At 49.2% G+C, this 21,210-nt stretch carries 21 protein-coding genes; 12 read left to right on the forward strand and 9 right to left on the reverse strand.

All coding sequences use genetic code 11. From position 1 onward, the window contains the following. The first annotated feature begins 102 nt into the window (after positions 1 to 102). The 5 genes from NST20_RS04325 to NST20_RS04345 all read left to right on the forward strand — a co-directional run bounded on the left by NST20_RS04325 (position 103) and on the right by NST20_RS04345 (position 5,490). Positions 103 to 1,089, forward strand: a complete 987-nt coding sequence (locus NST20_RS04325) for a lipoate--protein ligase (protein ID WP_118500427.1) — start codon at positions 103 to 105, stop codon at positions 1,087 to 1,089. Between the two features lie 122 nt (positions 1,090 to 1,211). Further along, positions 1,212 to 2,759 (forward strand): fatty acid--CoA ligase family protein, encoded by a 1,548-nt coding sequence (locus NST20_RS04330; RefSeq protein ID WP_342400146.1) that lies wholly within the window; start codon positions 1,212 to 1,214, stop codon positions 2,757 to 2,759. A gap of 386 nt (positions 2,760 to 3,145) precedes the next feature. Beyond that, a complete protein-coding gene (locus NST20_RS04335) occupies positions 3,146 to 3,859 on the forward strand; it encodes an AzlC family ABC transporter permease (RefSeq protein WP_342400407.1) in 714 nt (237 codons plus the stop codon). Further along, positions 3,856 to 4,158, forward strand: a complete 303-nt coding sequence (locus tag NST20_RS04340; RefSeq protein WP_017553325.1) for an AzlD domain-containing protein — start codon at positions 3,856 to 3,858, stop codon at positions 4,156 to 4,158. The genes NST20_RS04335 and NST20_RS04340 overlap by 4 nt, the downstream gene beginning before the upstream one ends. 84 nt (positions 4,159 to 4,242) lie before the next feature. Continuing rightward, a complete protein-coding gene (locus NST20_RS04345) occupies positions 4,243 to 5,490 on the forward strand; it encodes a M48 family metallopeptidase (protein ID WP_342400147.1) in 1,248 nt (415 codons plus the stop codon). A gap of 128 nt (positions 5,491 to 5,618) precedes the next feature. Here NST20_RS04345 and NST20_RS04350 read toward each other — a convergent pair whose 3' ends face one another. Next, a complete protein-coding gene (locus NST20_RS04350) occupies positions 5,619 to 5,852 on the reverse strand; it encodes an IDEAL domain-containing protein (RefSeq protein WP_013858750.1) in 234 nt (77 codons plus the stop codon). A gap of 190 nt (positions 5,853 to 6,042) precedes the next feature. Between NST20_RS04350 and NST20_RS04355 the strand changes: the two genes are divergently transcribed. The 4 genes from NST20_RS04355 (at position 6,043) to addA (ending at position 15,047) form a co-directional block, all read left to right on the forward strand. Then, positions 6,043 to 6,570 carry a competence protein ComK gene (locus NST20_RS04355; protein ID WP_019721794.1) on the forward strand — a complete coding sequence of 176 codons (528 nt, stop codon included), beginning with the start codon at positions 6,043 to 6,045 and terminating at the stop codon, positions 6,568 to 6,570. A 127-nt stretch (positions 6,571 to 6,697) separates the two neighbouring features. Continuing rightward, entirely contained in the window at positions 6,698 to 7,489 is a 792-nt protein-coding gene (locus NST20_RS04360) for a TIGR00266 family protein (RefSeq protein ID WP_029142338.1), read from the forward strand. Positions 7,490 to 7,837: 348 nt separating this feature from the next. Beyond that, the gene (gene addB / locus NST20_RS04365) at positions 7,838 to 11,341 is read left to right on the forward strand and encodes a helicase-exonuclease AddAB subunit AddB (protein WP_342400148.1); all 3,504 of its coding nucleotides are present in this window, start codon (positions 7,838 to 7,840) and stop codon (positions 11,339 to 11,341) included. Continuing rightward, positions 11,319 to 15,047 (forward strand): helicase-exonuclease AddAB subunit AddA, encoded by a 3,729-nt coding sequence (gene addA, locus NST20_RS04370; protein WP_342400149.1) that lies wholly within the window; start codon positions 11,319 to 11,321, stop codon positions 15,045 to 15,047. The genes addB and addA overlap by 23 nt, the downstream gene beginning before the upstream one ends. A 124-nt stretch (positions 15,048 to 15,171) precedes the next feature. On the opposite strand, the gene NST20_RS04375 is transcribed toward addA, so the two are convergent. The 6 genes from NST20_RS04375 to NST20_RS04400 form a co-directional block, all read right to left on the reverse strand. Continuing rightward, positions 15,172 to 15,390: a spore germination protein gene (locus tag NST20_RS04375; RefSeq protein WP_342400150.1), complete on the reverse strand. Its 219-nt coding sequence runs from the start codon at positions 15,388 to 15,390 to the stop codon at positions 15,172 to 15,174. 21 nt (positions 15,391 to 15,411) lie between these two features. Further along, positions 15,412 to 15,849, reverse strand: a complete 438-nt coding sequence (locus tag NST20_RS04380) for a spore germination protein GerPE (protein ID WP_342400151.1) — start codon at positions 15,847 to 15,849, stop codon at positions 15,412 to 15,414. 4 nt (positions 15,850 to 15,853) lie between these two features. Continuing rightward, positions 15,854 to 16,033 carry a hypothetical protein gene (locus NST20_RS04385; RefSeq protein ID WP_014095760.1) on the reverse strand — a complete coding sequence of 60 codons (180 nt, stop codon included), beginning with the start codon at positions 16,031 to 16,033 and terminating at the stop codon, positions 15,854 to 15,856. Beyond that, positions 16,008 to 16,634: a spore germination protein GerPC gene (locus NST20_RS04390; protein ID WP_017553335.1), complete on the reverse strand. Its 627-nt coding sequence runs from the start codon at positions 16,632 to 16,634 to the stop codon at positions 16,008 to 16,010. Before NST20_RS04390 ends, NST20_RS04385 begins: the two co-directional genes overlap by 26 nt. A 385-nt stretch (positions 16,635 to 17,019) precedes the next feature. Continuing rightward, entirely contained in the window at positions 17,020 to 17,250 is a 231-nt protein-coding gene (locus NST20_RS04395; RefSeq protein WP_118500417.1) for a spore germination protein GerPB, read from the reverse strand. Between the two features lie 13 nt (positions 17,251 to 17,263). Continuing rightward, positions 17,264 to 17,485, reverse strand: a complete 222-nt coding sequence (locus NST20_RS04400; protein WP_013858760.1) for a spore germination protein — start codon at positions 17,483 to 17,485, stop codon at positions 17,264 to 17,266. 118 nt (positions 17,486 to 17,603) lie between these two features. On the opposite strand from NST20_RS04400, the gene NST20_RS04405 reads away from it, so the two are divergent. From NST20_RS04405 to NST20_RS04415, 3 genes are read left to right on the forward strand one after another with little or no spacing between them, the layout of a single operon-like run. Beyond that, complete coding sequence (locus NST20_RS04405) at positions 17,604 to 18,770, forward strand: DUF418 domain-containing protein (RefSeq protein WP_342400152.1); 1,167 nt, start codon at positions 17,604 to 17,606, stop codon at positions 18,768 to 18,770. Positions 18,771 to 18,780: 10 nt separating this feature from the next. Beyond that, positions 18,781 to 19,659, forward strand: coding sequence for a fumarylacetoacetate hydrolase family protein (locus NST20_RS04410; RefSeq protein ID WP_342400153.1), 879 nt, complete (start codon positions 18,781 to 18,783; stop codon positions 19,657 to 19,659). Between the two features lie 49 nt (positions 19,660 to 19,708). Further along, complete coding sequence (locus NST20_RS04415; protein ID WP_019721802.1) at positions 19,709 to 20,080, forward strand: YisL family protein; 372 nt, start codon at positions 19,709 to 19,711, stop codon at positions 20,078 to 20,080. Positions 20,081 to 20,118: 38 nt separating this feature from the next. Here NST20_RS04415 and NST20_RS04420 read toward each other — a convergent pair whose 3' ends face one another. Further along, positions 20,119 to 20,676, reverse strand: a complete 558-nt coding sequence (locus tag NST20_RS04420; RefSeq protein ID WP_017553338.1) for a DUF2777 domain-containing protein — start codon at positions 20,674 to 20,676, stop codon at positions 20,119 to 20,121. 326 nt (positions 20,677 to 21,002) lie between these two features. Then, on the reverse strand, positions 21,003 to 21,128 hold the full coding sequence (locus tag NST20_RS04425; protein ID WP_272907880.1) for a hypothetical protein: 126 nt from the start codon (positions 21,126 to 21,128) through the stop codon (positions 21,003 to 21,005). Positions 21,129 to 21,210: the final 82 nt, after the last annotated feature.

Below are 21,210 nucleotides of genomic sequence, written 5' to 3' on the forward strand. Positions count from 1 at the left end.
TAGAAAAATAGAGAAAAGATCAAAGATTGCCCACGGGCATCCCTTGTTCTATAATGAAAATGAAAGGGATTGCTTTACATTTTGCATAAAGGAGGCGGCACTATGCTGTTTATTGATAACCAGGGCATTACCGACCCGCGCATCAACCTTGCTATCGAAGAGTATGCCTTGAAAAATCTCGATATCAATGAAACTTATTTGCTTTTTTACATAAACCAGCCGTCGATTATTATCGGCCGCAACCAAAACACCATCGAAGAAATCAACACGGATTACGTGGACAAAAACGGTGTCATCGTCGTCCGCAGGCTTTCCGGCGGTGGCGCGGTGTACCATGATCTCGGCAACATCAATTTCAGTTTCATCACAAAAGATGACGGCGAGTCCTTCAGCAATTTCCGCAAATTTACCGACCCGGTTGTGCAGGCATTGCGCAAACTCGGTGTAAACGCAGAATTGAGCGGGCGCAATGACATTCAGGTCGGCAACCGGAAAATTTCGGGGAACGCGCAGTTTTCCACAAACGGGCGCATGTTCAGCCACGGCACCCTGATGCTCAATTCAGAACTTGATAAAGTCGCACAGGCTTTAAAGGTCAAAAAAGAAAAAATCGAATCAAAAGGGATCAAGTCAGTGAGGAGCCGCGTCGCCAACATTTCCGAATTTCTCGACCGCCCGATCTCCATGCCGGCATTCAGGCAATTGCTTTTGGAAAACATTTTCGGCGGCAAGGACATACCGGAATATAAGCTGACCGAAAAGGATTGGGAAAAAATCCGCCAAATTTCAAAAGAGCGGTACCAGACATGGGAATGGAACTATGGAAAATCGCCAAAATTCAATCTCCGCCATTCCCAGCGTTTTCCGGCGGGAACGGTCGATGTGCGCCTTGAAGTGAACAAAGGGATCATCGAAAACTGCAAAATTTACGGCGATTTTTTCGGCATCGGGGAAGTAAAGGATATAGAAGAAAAGCTGGCCGGCTGCCGTTATGAGCGCGCCGGCATTGAAAAAGCGTTGGAAGGCACAGATATCCGGCATTATTTTGGCAACATAACGAAAGAAGACTTTATCAGCCTCATCTATTAAGAACACACAAATTCCCGGGTTCCAATCGGCAATCCGGGAATTTGTATTGAAATATTTTAATTGTTTTTATATAATAAACGGGTAGAATGAATGATTGTTCACTCAGAAAGGGGAGGGAGAAATTGAATTTACCGTCCAGTTTAAAAAAGACGGCGGAAACAAACGCGGACAAAACAGCTTATATTTTTATGGACCAGCCTGTTACGTACAAGGAGCTTGACACGGCCGTTTCAAAGTTTGCGGACGGGCTGAAAAAACTCGGACTCAAAAAAGGGGATCATATGGCTCTTTTGCTTGGCAATTCACCGCAATTTATTATTGCCTTGTACGGGGCGATGCGGGCCGGCGTGACCACGATACCGGTCAACCCGATTTACACGCCGGAGGAAATCCGCTACATATTGGATAACGGCGATGTGAAAGCAGTTGTGGCGCTTGATTTATTTGCACCGTATGTGGATAAGATCGATGCCTGGCTGCCGAAAGTGGAGCATTACATCATTTGTGAAACCGATCCGGCAAAAGCGGGCAAATATACGCACCCAAAATTGAAATCGTTTTCACTAATACTGGCGGAAAGTTCGCCGTCCGTCGATGAAGTGCCGCTTTCTGAAGAGGATACGGCGGTTATTTTGTATACGTCCGGAACGACCGGAAAGCCGAAGGGGGCGATGCTCACACATAAAAATTTATATTCGAATGCGAGCGATATTGGCTCCTATTTGAAAATGAGCGCGGATGACCGGGTCATTACGGCGTTGCCGATGTTTCACGTTTTCTGCCTGACGGTTGCCGTGAATGCGCCGCTCATCAGCGGGGCAACGCTGCTCATATTGCCGAAGTTCAGCCCGAAAGAAGTGTTCCGGGTGGCAAGCCGGTACAAAGCAACGATATTTGCCGGCGTGCCGACGATGTACAATTATTTGTTCCAATATGAAGGCGGGGATCCGAAAGACTTCGCCACGCTCAGGCTGTGTATATCCGGCGGCGCTTCGATGCCGGTTGCGCTTCTGAAAAACTTTGAAAAAAAATTCAATGTGCTCATTTCGGAAGGATACGGATTGTCGGAAGCCTCCCCGGTTACCTGCTTCAATCCGCTTGACCGCCCGCGCAAACCGGGATCGATCGGCACCAATATTGTCCATGTTGAAAATAAAGTCGTGGATGAGCTTGGAAATGAGGTGCCTGTCGGCGAAGTCGGCGAACTCGTAGTACGCGGTCCGAACGTGATGAAAGGGTACTATAAAATGCCGGAAGAAACGGCGGCTGCGATCCGGAACGGCTGGCTGCATACCGGCGACATGGCGAAGATGGATGAAGAGGGTTACTTTTATATCGTGGACCGCAAGAAAGATATGGTTATTGTCGGCGGTTTTAATGTGTATCCGCGCGAAGTGGAAGAAGTGCTTTACGACCATCCGGATGTCGTGGAGGTAGCTGCAGTGGGCATCCCTGACCCAAATCAGGGGGAAGCCGTGAAAGTATACGTCGTATCGAAAAACAAAAATCTGACGGAACAGGAATTGCTCGATTACTGCAAAGAACGGCTTGCCAAATACAAAGTCCCGAAAGAAATTGAATTTCTGGAAGAGCTTCCGAAAAACACAACCGGGAAAATTTTGCGCAGGTCTTTAAAAGAACAGCTGCAAAAACAATCGGCCCGGCCATAAAAAACGGAGATACAGAAACTCGTGATTGGAAAACCGCGGCTTAACACTTGCTTCCCGGGAAAATCGCAATATGGAAGCAGGGATTGCAAAAACCCTTTTTAAACCTTCAGTAACCGGCAAAGAACGCTTGAAAGCCAATCAGATAAAATCCGCTCTCGGAGCGGGAAGCCGTTCGAAAGCCCGAAAGAAACGGCGGGACACCACCATCCATCGTGTCCCGCCGTTTTTTTATCCTGTATCTAAACACAACTTTATGAGTGCCCTCCGGAACGAATGGCGGGTTTTTGGCATCTTGTTAGAAAAACAGACAAGGCGTATAATAGGAAAATATAAGAATATTGATAATCATTTCAAAGCTGGGGGGATAAAAGTTGGAAGCAGCATCCATGGCGGAGGAAAAAACAGGCAGTTTCAAACCCGGGCTGCAGGCAGGCGCAAGCATTGCGATCGGATACTTTCCCATTGCGCTCACATTCGGCCTGTTGTCTAAAACAACCGGCCTGACATTGGTAGAGACTGTGCTGATGAGCCTGATTGTCTATGCCGGCGCCAGCCAGTATATGGGTTTAAGTTTGATTGCTGCCGGCACAAGCCCGTTTGTCATTATCCTGACCACCTTTGTCGTCAACATCCGCCATTTTCTCATGACTGCCGCTTTGAGCCAAAAAGTGGAAGAACAAAGCAAATGGAAACGCGGATTGTTTGCGTTCGGCATTACGGATGAAACTTTCTCGGTGCTCGCCACACGGAACGGAAAAATACCGATCGGTTACGGATTTGGCGTCACTTTTATCGCTTATGCCAGTTGGGTAGTGAGCTCCGGGATCGGGTATGTGATCGGAGCCAACCTGCCGCAATTTTTGCAGGCAAGCATGACGGTTGCCCTGTATGCGATGTTTATTGGCCTCCTTGTCCCGTCTTTGAAAAAAAGTGTGAAAGTCCTTTTCCTTGCCGCTCTTTCAGCAGTGTCAAACAGCATTTTTACCGGTTACGGCGTCATGGAGGAAGGCTGGTCCATCATCGTCTCCACTTTGTTGTCGGCTGTTTTGGTTGAAATAGCGGAAACATACAAACGGAAAAAGCGGGTGGAAGAAAAATGAGCACCATTATCCTCGTCATTATCGGCATGGGCATCGTGACGTTTTTGCCGCGGATACTGCCCCTCGTCCTCTTGCAAAACAAAACGCTGCCGCCCTTTTTGGAAGGCATTTTAAAAAATGTTCCGTATGCGATTTTAGGCGCCTTGATTTTTCCAAAAGTGTTTTTGATTCAAAAAGATCCGCTGTTCGGAGTGATCGGCGCGGGAACGGCCATCATCCTCGCGTTCATCGGCGCGAATGTCATCATTGTCGTGCTCGGGGCGATTGCGGTGTTGAGCTTTTATTCTTTTCTGTTTTGAAGGAGCAAAGCCGTATTGGCTGTTCTAAATGCCTTTTTCCTTGGCTACATATATAGAAGAGGACAAGGAAGGAGTGCATGTGGAGTGAAGATGAAGTGGGCGCTGCGGGCGATTGCGGCATACGTTTTGTTCGGCCTTTTGATGTACTGGTATTTGTTTCATTACGCCGATGCCGCCATTCCCGCCCAATATAAAGGGACAGCCGCCGATCCAGCTACTTTTATGAGCGGCCGCCAATTGTTTCTAAGCGAAGCATACTCAAAAATCAGGAATCTGCTTTTTTTCCTGTCCGTGCCATATGAGTGGTTGTTTTATTTTTTGGTGCTTGTGCTTGGTATTTCCAAAATGTTTGAAAAATGGGCAGCGGCAGTTTCACACATCCGCCTCATTCAAACCGCGGTTTATTTCTTTTGGTTTTCGCTTGCAGCCTTTTTGTTTACCTTTCCGTTCGATTATTTGTCCCATCGTTTTTCAAAAGCGTACGGCATTTCCGCCCAAAATTTTGCAGGATGGATGAAAGATGAACTGACCGATTTCTGGGTGAATTTTGCCATCATGTTTGCTGTCGTCGCAGTATTGTACGCCCTGATGAAAAAATTCCGGCGGAAATGGTGGCTCCCGGCCTGGCTGCTTTCCATTCCTTTTACGGTGTTTATGATGTTTATCCAGCCGGTCGTGATTGATCCGCTGTATAACGATTTTTATCCGTTAAAAGACAAGGCACTGGAGGCGAAAATTCTGGCGCTTGCGGAAAAAGCACAAATTCCTGCTGACCATGTGTACGAAGTGAATATGTCGGAAAAAACAAACGCCCTGAATGCTTACGTCACCGGCATCGGCTCCAACTCAAGAATCGTGCTCTGGGACACGACCCTCAACCGTATGGATGATAAAGAAATTTTATTCGTGATGGCACACGAGATGGGGCATTATGTGGAAAAACATATATATTTCGGCATCGCGGGTTATATGTTGATGATGCTCATCGGGCTGTGGCTGATTGCCAGATGGATGAATGCGGTTGGGCGTTGGAAAGGAAGCGGGCGGTGGATGTCCGGGGTTTCCAGCATCAGCTCGCTGCCTTTATTTCTGCTTATTTCCTCAGTTCTGCTCTTTGCGTCGAGCCCGCTTACCAATTGGGCATCGCGCTATCAGGAAATGCGGGCGGACCGTTATGCCGTACAGATGACGCATGATAAAAAGTCCGGCATTGAAACGTTCCAAATTTTAACAAAAGCAGGTTTAAGCGAAGTCAATCCGCCGCTTCTCGTCAAAATATTTCGCTATGACCATCCGACAATACTGGAGCGGATCCGCATGCTGGAAGAATAAGGAATACTGAAAGTGCAGCAGGCGCGGCCTGTTCCGGGCAAAAATCTTTTGGCCGCGCTCTGCACCTGCCATTTTTATGCAAAAGAAAAGCCATGCAAACGGGCCGAGCCTGTTTGCATGGCCTGTATTTATCCAAATTGCAGGTTGATTTTTTTAAGTTCGTTCGTTAAATGCATGAACTGCTCCTCATCGCGGAGATCAAGTACATGGTCAATTTTTCTTAATAACTCTTCTCTTTTTTTGTTCAGCAGGATCTCATTCAGCAACATGTCCGTGTAAATGTGTTCCACAAATTTCTCCATCTGAATCCGGGACTTCGGGCTTTCTTTCGGCACGTCAGAGAAAGATTTTTTGTTTTCCATGTATGATCACCTTTTTCGCTTTTTTTTATTATACAGAGCATTTCAATAAAAAGCAATGTAAAAATTGAATTTTTCTGAAACGATTAACAAAGAAAAAAATGCATATTTTTAAAAAAAGTACTAGAAATGTAGGAAGATTGTACTATAATAGAGAGTGGATCATGAGAAAAATAAAATGGGGGAATGCATTATGCAACATGGACAATTGGACATTCATCCAAACACGATTGCGCTGATTCCTTGTCAGGAGGGGGGAGAAAAAGGGACCAAAATATTGGAAGTGGATCGGGAACGATTTGTGCCGGAACTTCCCCTGAATATCGTGAAAAAAAGCTGCAAATACTTTGGAAGCGATTACGAAGGAAGAAAAAATGCGACAAAAAGCCTGATTCATGTCCGGCACAAGCCGCCGATCCTCGTCGATCCCCATACAGCTACCATACTTTTTCCAACAAAATCGCCCAGCCAGCCGGATTGTATTTGGCTGATCTCCGGGCATATTAAAGACCACACCCCAGAAGGCAAAAAAACTGAAGTGGTTTTTTCAAACAATCAATCACTCGTGTTGCCAATCAGCTATGGATCGTTTATCAATCAGTACCATAAAGCGGCTGCTTTGCAGGTTGCATATGAAATCAACATCCGACGCTCCCGGATGCAATTCTTGAAACAACAGGGATATAGGGCGATGGAAGACAGCGGGCTGTATTGGATTTAAGCCTGGCAGGGAAGGGGGGTCCCTGCCTTTTCGTCCAATAAAACGAACGCTGCACGGGAAATAAAAATGAAACATTGCGAACTGCAAGTCCGTATACAGGGGGAGTGCATTTTGAGGAGGTAGGGAAATGAACAACCACGATATTGATTTTAAACTGGTCGGGGACGACATGCAGTTTGTTGAAGTAGAACTCGACCCGCAGGAGACCGTCATTGCCGAGGCCGGCAGCTTGATGATGATGGAAGACGGCATCCGGATGGAAACGATTTTTGGCGACGGCTCGGGCGGCCAGGGCGGCGGCATTATGGGAAAACTGTTCTCTGCAGGAAAACGGCTGATCACCGGTGAGAGCCTGTTTATGACCGCCTTTACAAACGAAGCCCGTGATAAAAAGCATGCAGCGTTTGCAGCGCCGTATCCGGGCAAGATTGTGCCGATGGATTTAAGCGAACTGGGCGGGAAAATCATTTGCCAGAAAGATGCATTTTTGGCAGCGGCAAAAGGGGTCTCAGTCGGCATTGAATTTCAGCGGAAACTCGGAACCGGATTTTTCGGCGGGGAAGGGTTTATCATGCAGAAGCTTGAGGGAGACGGCTTTGCCTTTATCCACGCTGGCGGCACGATCCAGAAACGCGAGCTCGCACCCGGCGAAACATTGAGGGTGGATACAGGCTGTCTTGTCGCCATGTCAAAGACGGTAGATTATGACATTGAATTTGTCAAAGGGATCAAAACAGCCCTTTTTGGGGGAGAGGGCCTGTTCTTTGCCACTTTGCGCGGGCCGGGGTCGGTCTGGGTGCAGTCGCTGCCATTCAGCCGCCTGGCCAGCCGCGTATTTGCCGCAATGCCGGCAGCGGGCGGTTCAAAGGATGAAGGCAGCATGGCAAAAGGCTTGTTTGATTTGTTTGACGGGGATTAAGAGGTGTGAAAGCACTGCATTTTGCGGGACGTTTCCCGGAACAGGCAGTGCTTTTTTTTCGGCATTATACGGCCGGAAGCAGGAGCGCGCCCTGATGGCGGTTCGCGGCCCCGTCCGGACGGGAAGGGCATCCGGATTGGATAGGAAGGATTTTTCCGGGGGCGGGAACAGGCAGTGTTTTACGTGGAAGCGGGCATCCCCCGGCAGAAAAAAACAGGAAGCATATTTTTTAGGCAAAAATGCTTGATTCATAGCACAATATCCGTTACAATAAAAGAACAAATGTTCCTTGTCCGGCATCTTTCCGGATATGGGGGCCAATGAGCTCATCAAAAGGAAGTGAACCAATTGTCCCTTCGATTTATTACCGGGCGCCCCGGGACAGGAAAGACAACTTTCATCCAACGTGAAATCAGGCAGAAACTGCTTGGCGATCCGGGCGGGGCACCGCTCATTTACCTTGTTCCGGAGCAAATGACTTTTTTATCGGAAACACGGCTTGCGCATGAACCTGAACTGGGCGGGATGATCCGTGCCCAGGTGTACAGTTTTACGCGCCTTGCCTGGAAAATATTGCAGGAAGTCGGCGGGATCAGCCGTACCCATGTATCGAGCAGCGGATTAAATATGCTCATTCGGAAAATTTTGGAAGACCAAAAAGAAGAACTGTCGGTTTTCACGCGGGCGGCGGATAAGACGGGCTTTATTGACAATGTCGAACGCATTCTGACTGAGTTCAAACGGTTTTGCGTCTCGCCTGCACAGCTTCAGGAAAAACGCGCCTCAATCGGGGAAGCGGACGGGGGAAGAGTGCTTTCCGACAAGCTGCACGATTTGGAACGCGTATATCAGGCATATGAGCAAAAGCTGGAAGGCAAATACATTGATTCAGAAGATTACTTGAGGCTGCTTGCTTCTGCCGTTGAAAAATCGCGCTATCTCCAAGATGCGGAAATTTATATAGACGGGTTCCATACTTTTAACCCGCAGGAATACCTGGTGATCGGGGAACTCTTGAAAAAATGCCGCCGCGTTACGGTTGCGCTCACAACGGACCGGGCTTTCCGCGGGAGGCAGCCGGATGATTTATACTTGTTCCGGATGCCGGGAGAAGCCTATGCACATATCTATGAACTGGCGCGCGCCTTTCAAATTGAAACGGAAGAAGACGTGGCGCTGTATGAACCGGCCCGTTTCAGGCATGAAAGTTTGCGCTTTTTGCAGTCCCGGTTTGAAGAACTGCCGTTTCCTTCTTTTCCGGGGGAAAGCAGCATCGAGATCTGGCAGGCGAACAACCGGCGGGCGGAAATCGAAGGCGTTGCCCGTTCTATCCGTGAAGCCGTCATGGAAGGCAGCTGCCGTTACCGTGATATTGCCATCCTTGTCCGCAACGGGGAGGCCTATCAGGATTTAATCGAAACGGTTTTTTACGATTATGATGTGCCGTATTTTATCGACAGAAAACGGCCGATGCTGAACCATCCGCTCATTGAACTGATCCGTTCGACTTTGGAAATCATCCGCGGCAACTGGCGTTATGAACCGGTTTTCCGTGCCATCAAAACAGAATTGCTGTTTCCGCCTGGAGATGCCCGCACGTTGCGTGAAAAAATGGACCGGCTTGAAAACTATTGCCTAGCTTACGGCATCCAGGGAGAACGCTGGACGAGCAGAAAAAGATGGGAATATAGGCGGATCCGCGGCCTCGAACTGGAAAACCTTCCGCAAACGGATGAGGAAAGAAAAATCGAACAGGAACTGAATGAACTCAGGCTTCTGGTCACAGCGCCGATTTTGCGCCTGTCGCGGCGTTTGAAGCGCGCCCGCACCGGAAAAGCGCTTTGTGAAGCATTGTATCTTTATCTCGAAGAATTGGAGATTCCGGAAAAACTGGAAGCGCTCCGGCTTGAAAAGGAAGAAGCGGGGGATCTTGTTGCTGCCAGGGAACACGACCAGGCATGGGATGAAGTCATGGGCGTTTTGGACCAGTATGTTGAAATCCTTGGCGATGGACCTGCTGATGTTGGGAAATTCTCTGCCATTATGGAAACCGGGCTTGAGTCATTAAAATTTTCCATTGTTCCACCGGCTTTGGACCAGGTGCTCGTGGCGAATCTGGAACAGTCCCGGCTGTCCGATGTCAAACTGGCATTTATTATCGGGGCCAATGACGGGGTCATGCCGGCGAAAATTTCCGAAGATGGCGTTTTAAATGATGAAGAGCGTGAATATTTGCGGCTGGAAGGGCTTGAAATCATGCCCGGCAGCAAAAGGCGCCTGCTGGACGAAGAATTTATTTTCTACCGGGCATTGACGACGCCGTCTGAAAAACTGGTTCTCTCTTTTCCGCTTGCCGATGAGGAAGGGAAAGCATTGCTGCCGTCCCCGTTCATCAACCGGATAGAGGACATGTTCCCGGCCCGCGGCGGCGGATTATGGGTAAATGACCCGGCGGAACTGGAAGAGAAACAGCAAGCCGCATACATTTCCCATCCGGCGGCTGCTATTGCTTTTGTCACTTCGCAGCTGCAGCTGAAAAAAAGAGGGTATCCCATGGCCGCCTTCTGGTGGGATACGTATAACTTCTATATGGAGAACCCGGAATGGAAAAACCGGGCGGCCCATGCTTTTTCCAGTTTGTTTTACCAAAACAAAGCCCGGAAGCTCTCCGAAAAAACGAGCCGGGAACTGTACGGCGACCATATCCTTGCCAGCGTATCGAGAATGGAGCAGTTTTTCACCTGCCCGTTTTCCCATTTTTCGACATACGGGCTGAGGCTGCGGGAACGGGATGTGTTCCGCCTTGATGCGCCGAATATCGGGGATCTTTTCCACGGCGCATTGAAATGGATTTCCGATACCCTGCAGCGCGAAGGCATTCCGTGGTCAGAGATGACAAAGCAGCAAAGCATGGAGCTTGCAAAAGCGGCAGTGGACGACCTTGCCCCAAAATTGCAGCATCAAATCCTGCTCAGTTCGAAACGCTACCAATATATTAAAAGGAAACTGGAACAGGTTGTCGGAAGGGCTTCTTATATTTTAAGCGTCCATGCGAAACGAAGCGGCTTTGAACCGGTCGCGATGGAACTCGCTTTCGGGCCGAAAAAAGAGCTTCCGCCGCTTTCATTTACATTGAAAAACGGGGCGAAAATGGAGCTGCAGGGCCGGATTGACCGTGTCGACAAGGCAGAAAGCGAAAACGGTGTGTACGTCAGGATCATCGATTACAAATCAAGCGCGCACAAGCTTGATTTGACAAATGTGTATTACGGCCTTGACCTGCAAATGCTCACCTATCTGGATCTCATTATGACGTATTCGAAACAGCTGACAGGTGAAGAAACGATTCCGGCGGGCGTTTTGTATTTCCATCTTCATGATCCGCTGATTTCGGCGGAAAAAATGCTGACGGCTGAAGAAATTGAAGAAGAAATTTTAAAAGACTTCCGGATGCGGGGGCTGTTGCTGGACAGCCCGGAAGTGATCACATTGATGGACCAGTCGCTTGAATCCGGCAACAGTGCGATTGTGTCGGCAGGTTTGAAAAAGGACGGCCAATTAACGGCCCGGTCCGAAGTGGCAAGCAAAGAAGACTTTGAAGCGATCCGTAGCTATGTGCGCAACATTTACACAGAGGCCGGCAATGCGATCCTGTCCGGCACGACGGATATCGCGCCTTATAAAATAAAAAAACAGGCGGCGTGCACATTCTGCCCGTTCCGTTCAGTCTGCCAGTTTGACCAGTCGATGGAAGAGAACAATTACCGCCTCATTCACCCGGAAAAACCGGAAGAAATCCTCGCCAAAATGAGAAAGGAGCGCAGAACAGATGAAAACAGCCATTCCGGATAAACCGGCGAATGCCGTCTGGACGGATGACCAATGGAAAGCCGTCATGGCAAAAGGGCAGGACATCCTCGTCGCGGCGGCTGCCGGTTCAGGAAAAACAGCCGTGCTCGTGGAAAGAATTATCCAAAAAATATTGGATGATCACGATCCGCTCGACATTGATGAACTGCTCATTGTCACTTTTACCAATGCCGCGGCTGCGGAAATGCGCCACCGCATCGGTAAAGCGATCGAGGAGGCGATCAGCAGCCGCCCGGATTCGCATCATTTGCGGAAACAGCTGAGCCTGCTGAATAAAGCGCCGATTTCCACGCTGCACGCCTTCTGCCTTGAAGTGATCCGAAAATATTATTATTTGATTGACATCGACCCCGGATTCAGGATCGCCGATGATACAGAAGCCGAACTTCTGCGCGATGAAGTGCTGGATGACCTCTTTGAAGCGGAGTATGCGAAAGAGGGAAATGACCTGTTTTACCGCACAGTGGATACATTTTCAAACGACCGCAGTGATGACGAGCTCCAGCATCTGATCCGGAAGCTTTACGACTTTTCCCGTTCCCATCCGGATCCGTCTGCATGGCTTGATAAAATGGTCGAAATGTATGATGCCGGGGATGTGGAAGAGGTGGACAGCCTTCCGTTTATGGCAGCGGTGAAAGAAGATATCCACCTCCAGCTGCAGGCTGCAAAAGACATGCTGGAGGAAGCGTATGGGCTTGCTTTAGAGCCGGGCGGGCCTGCGCCAAGGGCGGAAAATTATCTCGATGACATAAAAATTGCAGACAGATTGCTTGCGGCCATTCACGGTCCCTGGCAGGGGCTTTATGAAGAAATGAATGCATGGCACTTTACACGCGCCAAAGCGTGCAAAGGGGAGGCATATGAAGAGGAACTCGTTAAAGCGGCCGATGATTTGCGGAAATCTGCAAAGAAAACACTTGAAGGTTTAAAAAAAGACTTTTTCTTAAGGAAGCCGGCGTCTTTCCTGAAAGACATGCAGGAAATGCGGCCGGTGATTGCGGAACTTAGAACGCTCGTGAAAAAATTTGCGGACGCATACGGCGCGGTAAAAGCGGAAAAAGGGATCGTCGATTTTTCGGACTTGGAGCATTTTTGCCTGGACATTCTTGCTAAAAAAAATGAAGACGGCGCCCTCATCCCATCAGAAGCGGCCAAAGCTTACCGGCAGCAATTTAAAGAAGTGCTGATTGACGAATATCAGGATTGTAATATGGTGCAGGAAACGATCATGAATCTTGTGGCAAAAGGGGCGGGATTTGACGGCAACCGGTTTATGGTCGGAGACGTAAAACAAAGCATCTACCGGTTCCGGCTTGCTGAGCCGAACCTGTTTTTAAAAAAGTACCGGGATTTTGATCCGGAAGGCCGGGATGCAGGCCTCAGAATCGACTTGTCGAAAAACTTCCGCAGCCGCAAAGAAATTCTCGACGGCACGAATTTTATTTTTAAACAAATTATGGGCCTAAAGGTGGGCGAGATTGTCTATGACAGCCAGGCTGCACTTGTGGCAGGCGCATCTTATCCGGAAGGGGATCATCCGGTCAAAGTGGCATTGATTGACCAGGCCGATGAAGCCATCGAGGAGGAAGACGCACCGGATGAAGAAACGCTGGACCGGGCCGAACTGGAACAATCCCAGCTTGAAGCCCGTTATCTTGCCCGTGAAATAAAAAAACTGATCGGCGAAGAACAGGTTTACAATCCGAAGACTGGCACATTCCGCCCGATCCGGTATAAAGATATCGTTATCCTGATGCGTTCCATGGCATGGGCGCCAGCTATAATGGAAGAATTGAAACAGGCGGGCATCCCGTTGTACACGGAACTTTCAACCGGTTATTTTGACGCGACGGAAGTATCCATCATGCTTTCTTTATTAAAAGTAATTGACAACCCGTATCAGGACATTCCGCTTGCAGTCGTGCTCCGTTCCCCGATTGTCGGGCTCGATGAAGAAGCGCTTGCCCTTATCCGCATTCATGAAAAGCGGGGTCCGTATTATGAAGCGGTGAAAAAATTTATAGCAGACCGGCCGGATCCTGAGGAAGAAGAAGCGCATGAGAAAGTGTCCAGATTCATGGAAAAATTGTCGGTGTGGCGGTCTATTGCAAGGCAGGGGGATTTGTCCTCCCTCATTTGGCAGCTGTACCGGGATACGCAGTTTTATGATTTTGCCGGCGGACTGTCCGGAGGAAAGCAGCGGCAGGCCAATTTGCGGGCTTTGTATGACCGGGCCCGGCAATATGAAGAAACGTCTTTCAGGGGGCTGTTCCGGTTTTTGCGTTTTATCGAACGCATGCAGGAGCGCGGGGATGACCTCGGAACAGCGAGGGCATTGAGTGAACAGGAAGATGTTGTCCGTCTGATGACCATCCATGCAAGCAAAGGGCTCGAGTTCCCGGTCGTGTTCGTGGCAGGCCTCAACAGGAAATTTAATATGCGCGATATCAGCCAGGCATTTCTTCTTGATAAAGATTTCGGGTTCGCCTCAAAGTACATTCATCCGGAAAAACGGATCACATATCCGTCCTTGCCGCAGCTTGCCTTTAAAAGAAAGAAAAAGCTGGAAATGCTGGCTGAAGAAATGCGCGTCTTGTATGTCGCGCTCACAAGGGCAAAAGAAAAACTGTATTTGGTCGGGACGGTGAAAAATCTGGGCAAGCGCCTGGAAAAATGGGGGAAAACGAGGCGGCAGGAAGGCTGGCTGATGCCAGACCATCTGCGCGCAGTGGCCGGCACTTATTTGGACTGGATCATCCCTTCGCTTAGCAGGCATGCGGACGGAACAGCGCTTTTCGGGGATGCCGGCCGGGTGGTGCTGGATGATCCGTCCAAATGGCAGATCGCCGTTTTGCCGAAAGAACAGTTTGCCGATATGCCGGAACCAGAACAAGTTGGGGAAGCAGACTGGCAGCATCAAGTGAAAGCCGGCCTCCCGGTTGCGGCGGAGTCCGCATATAAAGCGCAAGTTTTCGGGCGCTTAAGTTTCCGGTACCGTAATGAGCCGGCAACATTCCGGCGTGCCAAACAATCGGTATCGGAATTGAAACGGATGCATGAAGAGCATGATGAAACGAATGATACCCGGTTTATTCCGAATGCGGAAAAACATATCTTTGACCGCCCCCGTTTTATGCAGGAAAAATCGACTACGCCGGCCGAACGCGGGACAGCGATGCATATGGTGATGCAGCATATCCCGTTTGATGCGCCGCCGACTTATGCTTCCGTTGAAGCACTGGTTGAAGAGATGGTGAAACAGGAGCTGCTCACGGAAGAACAGGCGGATGCCATTGCGGCTGAACAGCTTGTCCGCTTTTTTGAAACGGATATTGGCCGCCGTGTCCTTGCAGCCGGCCGGGTGATGCGGGAAATGCCGTTCAGTTTATCCGTTCCCGCGTCGGAAATTTACCGGGATCCATCCCTTGCGGAAGAACATGTCCTTATCCAGGGTATATTTGATTGCGTGGCAGAGGAAAAAGACGGCCTCGTATTGCTCGATTTTAAGACAGACAATATCCACGGCAGGTTTAAAGGCGGATTTGAAGAAGCAGAGCCTGTCCTGCGCAAACGTTATGAAGTCCAGCTTGCCCTTTACTCAAGGGCGCTGGAAACCATTTTAAAGAAAAAGGTAAAAGAACAATACTTGTATTTCTTTGATGGCGGGCATCTTCTTCAAATTTAATCAAGAATGGGCCCCCCTTTAAGGGAGCCCATTCTTGCCATAGCTATAGCAACACATAAAAATTTATCTTTCCATTTATGAAGGCAGCGAGGTAGTGGAAAATTTGCCTGCCCTCTTTGCCTTTCTAGTGGTTTCCTGCAGATGGCTGGTCGACAACACTGCCGTTAGCCGTATTGTTTGCACTGAGCGCGTTGTTTGTAATGACAAATGCGGAAGTGGAAAGCGAACCGGAGCCGGTAGATGTTTTTGAACTTGTTTTCGATGAGATGACAGCTGTGTCTCCAAAATGGACAATGCCGCTTCCAACATTATAGATTTGTAACGGGCCTACAATGGCCGGCATTTTGATCACCTGCTTTCCGGATTAATCTGGCATAACATTGCTTTCCTGGCTGACGGCAACGGTGCGCGGGAGAACTCGGCCGCCAAGCTTCAGAATATTTGGGTCTAGCTGACGGGTATGGTGGACCCTTGCTTCAAGGGCGATTGATTTAGTGCTTCCGATTTGCATGACGGTTGAATTCGACATCCCGATGATATCTACATTCGAAACTTTTATGACCGGATTTTCTTGGTAAACCTGAAACCGGATTTGTTCTGTTACCGGCGGAATCGGAACGGCCAGGCTGAAAATGGGAAAAGTTTGAAACGGCGCTTCAAATCCGTAGTACAATTCCTGCTGGCGCTGGATCGCAAGGACGGTGGCAGACATCTGGATCCGCTCGGAGTCTCCAACAATGACGTTCGATCCAAATATGACGGTTTTGACCCGGAGCGTATCCACAAAGGAGTTTCTTTGCATCATACTATCCCCTCGGCACAAACGGCACGTACGGGCTGATAATCAGGGATTCCGGCGGCGTATCAAAGGCCGCTCCCTGCTGAATCGTTTCCGTATCGCCAATGAGGAAAACCGAGGCACTTGAAATTCCGATAATTTGGACATAATCCACACAGATTTCACGGTTTGTGACGTTCAGTTCCATCGCTGGCACCTCCGTTCATTTGCGGCGGCAGATGGGAAATAAACACTTGTACGGCATGCGCCATATCCGCCTTGATTTGCCCGAGCAATTTGTCAAACCATTCGCCTTCAACGGGTCCGGTTGAATTGAGCTGGTTGATATAATAATCAATGCGCTGCGGAAGTTGGTTTTTTAAGTCATTTTTTATAAAATTATGATATTCTTGATTTAGACGGACTTTGAATTGCCGCTCATTGTCGGTGATCGTTGTTGGGAGTTCTTTTTCCAAATATTCCACCAGTTTTTCGGTAAGCGCCTGTTTTAAAGCAGCACGGTGTTCATTGTTGGCATGGGGGATGCCCTGCGTTTGGGGGATGGCTGCATCCTCTATACTGGACAGGTCAGACGGATTAATGCCGATATTCAAGGTGCCATCCAGTGTTTCGATTTTCAGCTGGTCAAATGCATATTCGATCCGGTCCACCCGGACAGGCGGCCTTGCTTTCAGCTGCTCAATCTCCTCCATGAGGGAGGCAAGCGTCTTTTCCATTTTCGCCAACTTCGCTTCATGGTGTTGAAAGTATTGGTAAAGCTGCCGGAGTTCGGCAAAAAGGTCTGGCATTCAAAAACCCCCTTCTGGCTTAAAGCCCGACAGTGACCGCCGGCTTGGATCGGAACGAAACCTGAGCTTAAAGCAAAGCATCGGTGTGCAGCGTCAATGCTGAACCTGGCGCAGGGTCCGGAAAGAACATGCAGGTTCAGCACACGTGTACATACCTGAAGTTGCTGCCGTCTAAATGTGGCCGGAAAGAAATACCGGTTTCAGCACAACGCCGGGAAAACCGGGACCGCGCTTTCTGTAGCCGGACTAACTACATCAGGGCCGCGGCTTTTAGGGCGAAACCCAAAACAAAGCGGAGCTACAGGCCGAACCTGGCGCAGGGTCCGGAAAGAACATGCCGGCTTCATGATCAGGCACAACGCCGGGAAAACCGGTCCAGTGCTTTCTATCTTGAACTTGAAGTGGCAGCGCCGGACTGCATGGGAACTGTAACATTCGGATTGTAAGGCTGGTCTGCAGCGGCAGAAGGAGCCGGCCCGGAAAAATTTCCGGTATTATACAAATAAGCTGCCGGCTTGATGATGCCGGACGTGCCGATTTGGAAGACCGAAGAATTTGTAATTCCGCCGATCTTGATCATGCGGATGTGGATGCTTTGCTGCACGTAGAGATTCATTTGTTTTCACCCGTTACAAATTAAAATAGTTTCCCTGGTCAATGGCATCAAAATCATACGTATTTGTATTTGACTGGTAGTTTGTAATGGACAGGTTTTCACCCGTGTTAAAGGACCCCGCCCCGGCAAACGTTTTGGAACTGGCAACCGGCTGAATCAGGAATACGTCACCGACATTAAAGACGCCGCTTGATCCGATACTGATAATTTGGACGGCGCCGACAAAACCGGGCATGGCGCGCACATCCTTCCCTGGTCAGTGGCAATTGGCTTTTTCATGCTTTATTGTATGAAGAAAATGAAAAAAGGGTGATTCATCCGCCTAACGGGCAAAAACAAAAAGGAGCGTTGCAATGGCTGAATGGGCGCCAATCCATGAAAAACGGCGGAATTCTGCAATTGACATACTGAGGGGATTTTCCCTTTTCGGCATTCTCATGGTAAATATGCTTTCTTTTCTGTCTCCTTATCTTTATATTAATCCGTATGACTGGTTCAAAGCGGGGGACCGGGCAATCGTGGCGTGGATTGAGGTGTTTTTCCAGTCCAGTTTTTATCCCATTTTTGCGTTTCTTTTCGGATATGGGCTGATGGTGCAGAAACAGCGGGCGGAAAGGGCAGGGGTCGAGGTTTATAAGTTTCTTTTCCGGCGCCTTTCCGTTTTGCTCGTTCTCGGCCTTGCCCATGCATGGTTCATCTGGCCGGGGGACATTTTAGCGGCTTATGCGGTCTTTGGCATGATCCTTTTGCCCTTTCTGAAACAGGGAGGGAAAACTTTGATTTTTGGCGGGGCTGCCCTCTTTTTTATCCCGCATTTGCTGATAAGCTTTTATCTGATGGTGATGGCCATCCGGTCGCCGGACGCTTCACTCCTGTATACCGACTGGCGCAATGCCGCCGCTTCATTGCAGGTGTATGCAAACGGGAGCTTTATCGACATTACGAAAAGAAGGTGGCTGGACTGGTATGCGGTATACGGCCCTCCCGGCACATGGCATGCTTTTCTGTCAGTTTTTCCGCTGATGATGGCGGGGGCGGGCGTTTGCAGGGAAGGCTGGCTTACAAAGGGGAGGATTCCGGCAAAAAAATGGCTGCTGTTTTTTTGCTGCTGCTTTGTTTTTGGCCTGTTTTGCAAACTGTTGCCGCTTATTGCCGCCCCCATCCTGCCTTTTCTGTATATCCGGGAGACGATCGGCGGCGCCGTTTTAAGCGGTGCTTATGTTGCACTCGTTGAGCTCTGTGTGAAGCACCGGCTGGCGGATTTTCTCAGGCCGGTTGCAATGGCCGGGAGGATGCCGCTTTCCAATTACATCAGCCAGTCTGGTTTAGGCTCTTTGATCTTTTACGCTTATGGACTCGGGCTTTACGGAAAGTTGTCTGTGCCAAGCGGGGTATTGCTTGTTGTTTTGTTTTTTCTTATTCAAGTGCTGGTTTCCGACATTTGGCTGCATCGCTTCCGCTACGGGCCGCTTGAATGGGGCTGGCGGCAACTCAGTTATCGAAATGACAAAAAAGGATGAGGTGTATACGATGAAATTCATGAGCTTTGTTTGGCAAGACCAGGTACAATACGGTGTGCTTTATAATGAAACAACGATTTTAAATTTACGGGCTTTGGATAATGATTTTCCGCCATCTTTGCTTGAAGGGATCCAGGCGGGCGAGGCGTTTACCGGCCGTGTCCGGGAAGAATTGAAAAAACCGGAAGCAACCCTTGAAGGCGCACTCGTTCCGCTTCGCGAGGTTTCCTATCTTCCTCCGATTCCGGACCCGGTGAGAAACATGTTGTGTGTCGGCAAAAATTACCGGGAACATGCGATTGAAATGGGGAGCGCGGAAGATATTCCTGAACATATTATCGTGTTTACAAAAGCGACGACAACTGTCAATGCACATGAAGCGCCGGTTGATTCGCACCGGGCGGTTACCCGCGAATTGGATTACGAAGGGGAGCTGGCAGTCGTGATCGGGAGGGAAGGGAAGCAGATTGCAAAAGAAAATGCCCTTTCCCATGTGTTCGGATATACCATTTTAAACGATATAACAGCGAGGGATCTTCAACGGAAGCATAAACAATATTTTATCGGGAAAAGCCTGGACGGATCCTGCCCGGTTGGCCCGTGGATTGTCGACCGTTCCGAAATTGAAAATCCGAATGCGCTTGATATCGTGACAAAAGTTAACGGGGAAGTCCGCCAGCAGTCCAATACATCCCGCTTTATTTTCCCAGTTGAGGAGATCCTGTCCGAATTGTCGAAAGGGATGACGCTTTTACCCGGGGATATCATTGCAACGGGCACCCCTGCCGGCGTTGGCAACGGGTTTCATCCGCCGCGTTTCTTGAATCCGGGTGATGAGGTTGAAATTACGGTTGAAAAGGTGGGAACTTTGCGAAACACCATCAAATAAAGTAAGATGGGTATAAGACAGATAAAGAAGCAAAGGAGAAGATCGAACGATGTTAACCCGGACAGATGCGCATGTAACAACATGGGTCATTGCGATCCTTTTGTTTATTTTGGCCTTGTTCCTCCATCGCGCAGGAAGAGAAAAGGCGTTTAAAACGGTCCAGATGGTTTTAAGGCTGTTTTACATACTCGTCATCGTGACAGGCGCGCTGCTCTTTTTCCATAACCAGCGTCTCGATCCTGCCCTGTACGGCCTTAAACTGCTCGGCGGGATTCTCGTGATCGGGATGATGGAAATGATTACGCTGCGGCTTGCTAAAAGAAAAAGGACGGGGATGCTCTGGGTTTTGCTGATCCTCTTTTTCGCCGCCGTCCTGTATCTCGGGCTGCGCCTGCCGATGGGATGGCATCCTTTTTATTAGAATGTAAATGGGAGGCAAGGGTTGTCTTGCCTTCCTTTTTACATTTTTTTCAAAAGCATACGCCTTCCGTCACTCCATGTGCAATCGAACCATTCGTCCGCCGTTTCGCCCAGCCGGAAATGGTGGTGGACAGATAAAATGGCCTCCCCGTTATCAAACAGCATGAAATTCACGCCTTCTTTTTTCTCCCGGCTGGCGAGAAATGACAATACGTTATGGCAATAGATGCAATCATAAATGGAAAAGCCTGCCCCGTTTAAGAAAGAGACGAAGCGGTGAAACAGGCCGTCCTCCCATTCTCCGAGCAGCATCTCAAGCGAAAAATTGACAGGCTTCGGAATCCGCAAGCTTGCTTTTTCTTCAAGAAGAAGCGTTTCTCCGTCCGACATGACGGTTTCATCCGCTGTTAATAGGCCTTTTTTCCAACGCCCGGAATGGAAGATTTCAATTTTTTGGCCAACAAACTCCTCCAGCATCGATGCCTCATCCGATACATCATCAAAAAATACCCATTCTTCATTCAGCTTCTCGATTGAACCGGTTAAAAAAGCGCGGGACTGGCATTCCATGATTTTTAATCTGAACTGTCCGTCCATTTGCGGCCCTCCTTCCCGAGCATCATTTCCTTATTTGTTTTTGACAAGGGGAGGGGTTTTCATACCTTTTTAAGCAGAAAGAAAACAGGGCCCGAAGCTTTTGGTTTAGGCGGTAAACATCTGCACCATCCCGGTTACCCCCTTGGACTTTGCATCCGTTTTAAGCAAAAGAATTTGTGATAACCGGCAGGCTTTGGGCCGGAAACACGGGCCCCGGTGCCGTGTGCTCTGTTTTAAGCAAAAAGAAAACCGGAAAGGGCTGTGCCCTTCCGGTGCGCGTCACCCGTTGATCACGGTGCCGCCGTTTACGTGGATGACCTGCCCGGTCACATAGCTTGAGTCGTCGAATGCAAGATTTCCGGCTGCGGGTTCATTTCCGTTTCTGTGCCGGGCTGCCTGTTCTGGTGCTGGGCGGGCAAAGTTTTCTTGGAAGCATTTTGTTCGTTCGCCACTTTTACCACTCCTCGTTCAATTTTTAAACGGAACGGCAATCCGAAATTTGGATTGGCCGGCCATCACCATTCGTCTATACCC

Origin of the sequence: Weizmannia sp. FSL W8-0676 (assembly GCF_038593015.1) — a bacterium.
Taxonomy (GTDB): domain Bacteria; phylum Bacillota; class Bacilli; order Bacillales; family Bacillaceae_C; genus Weizmannia; species Weizmannia coagulans.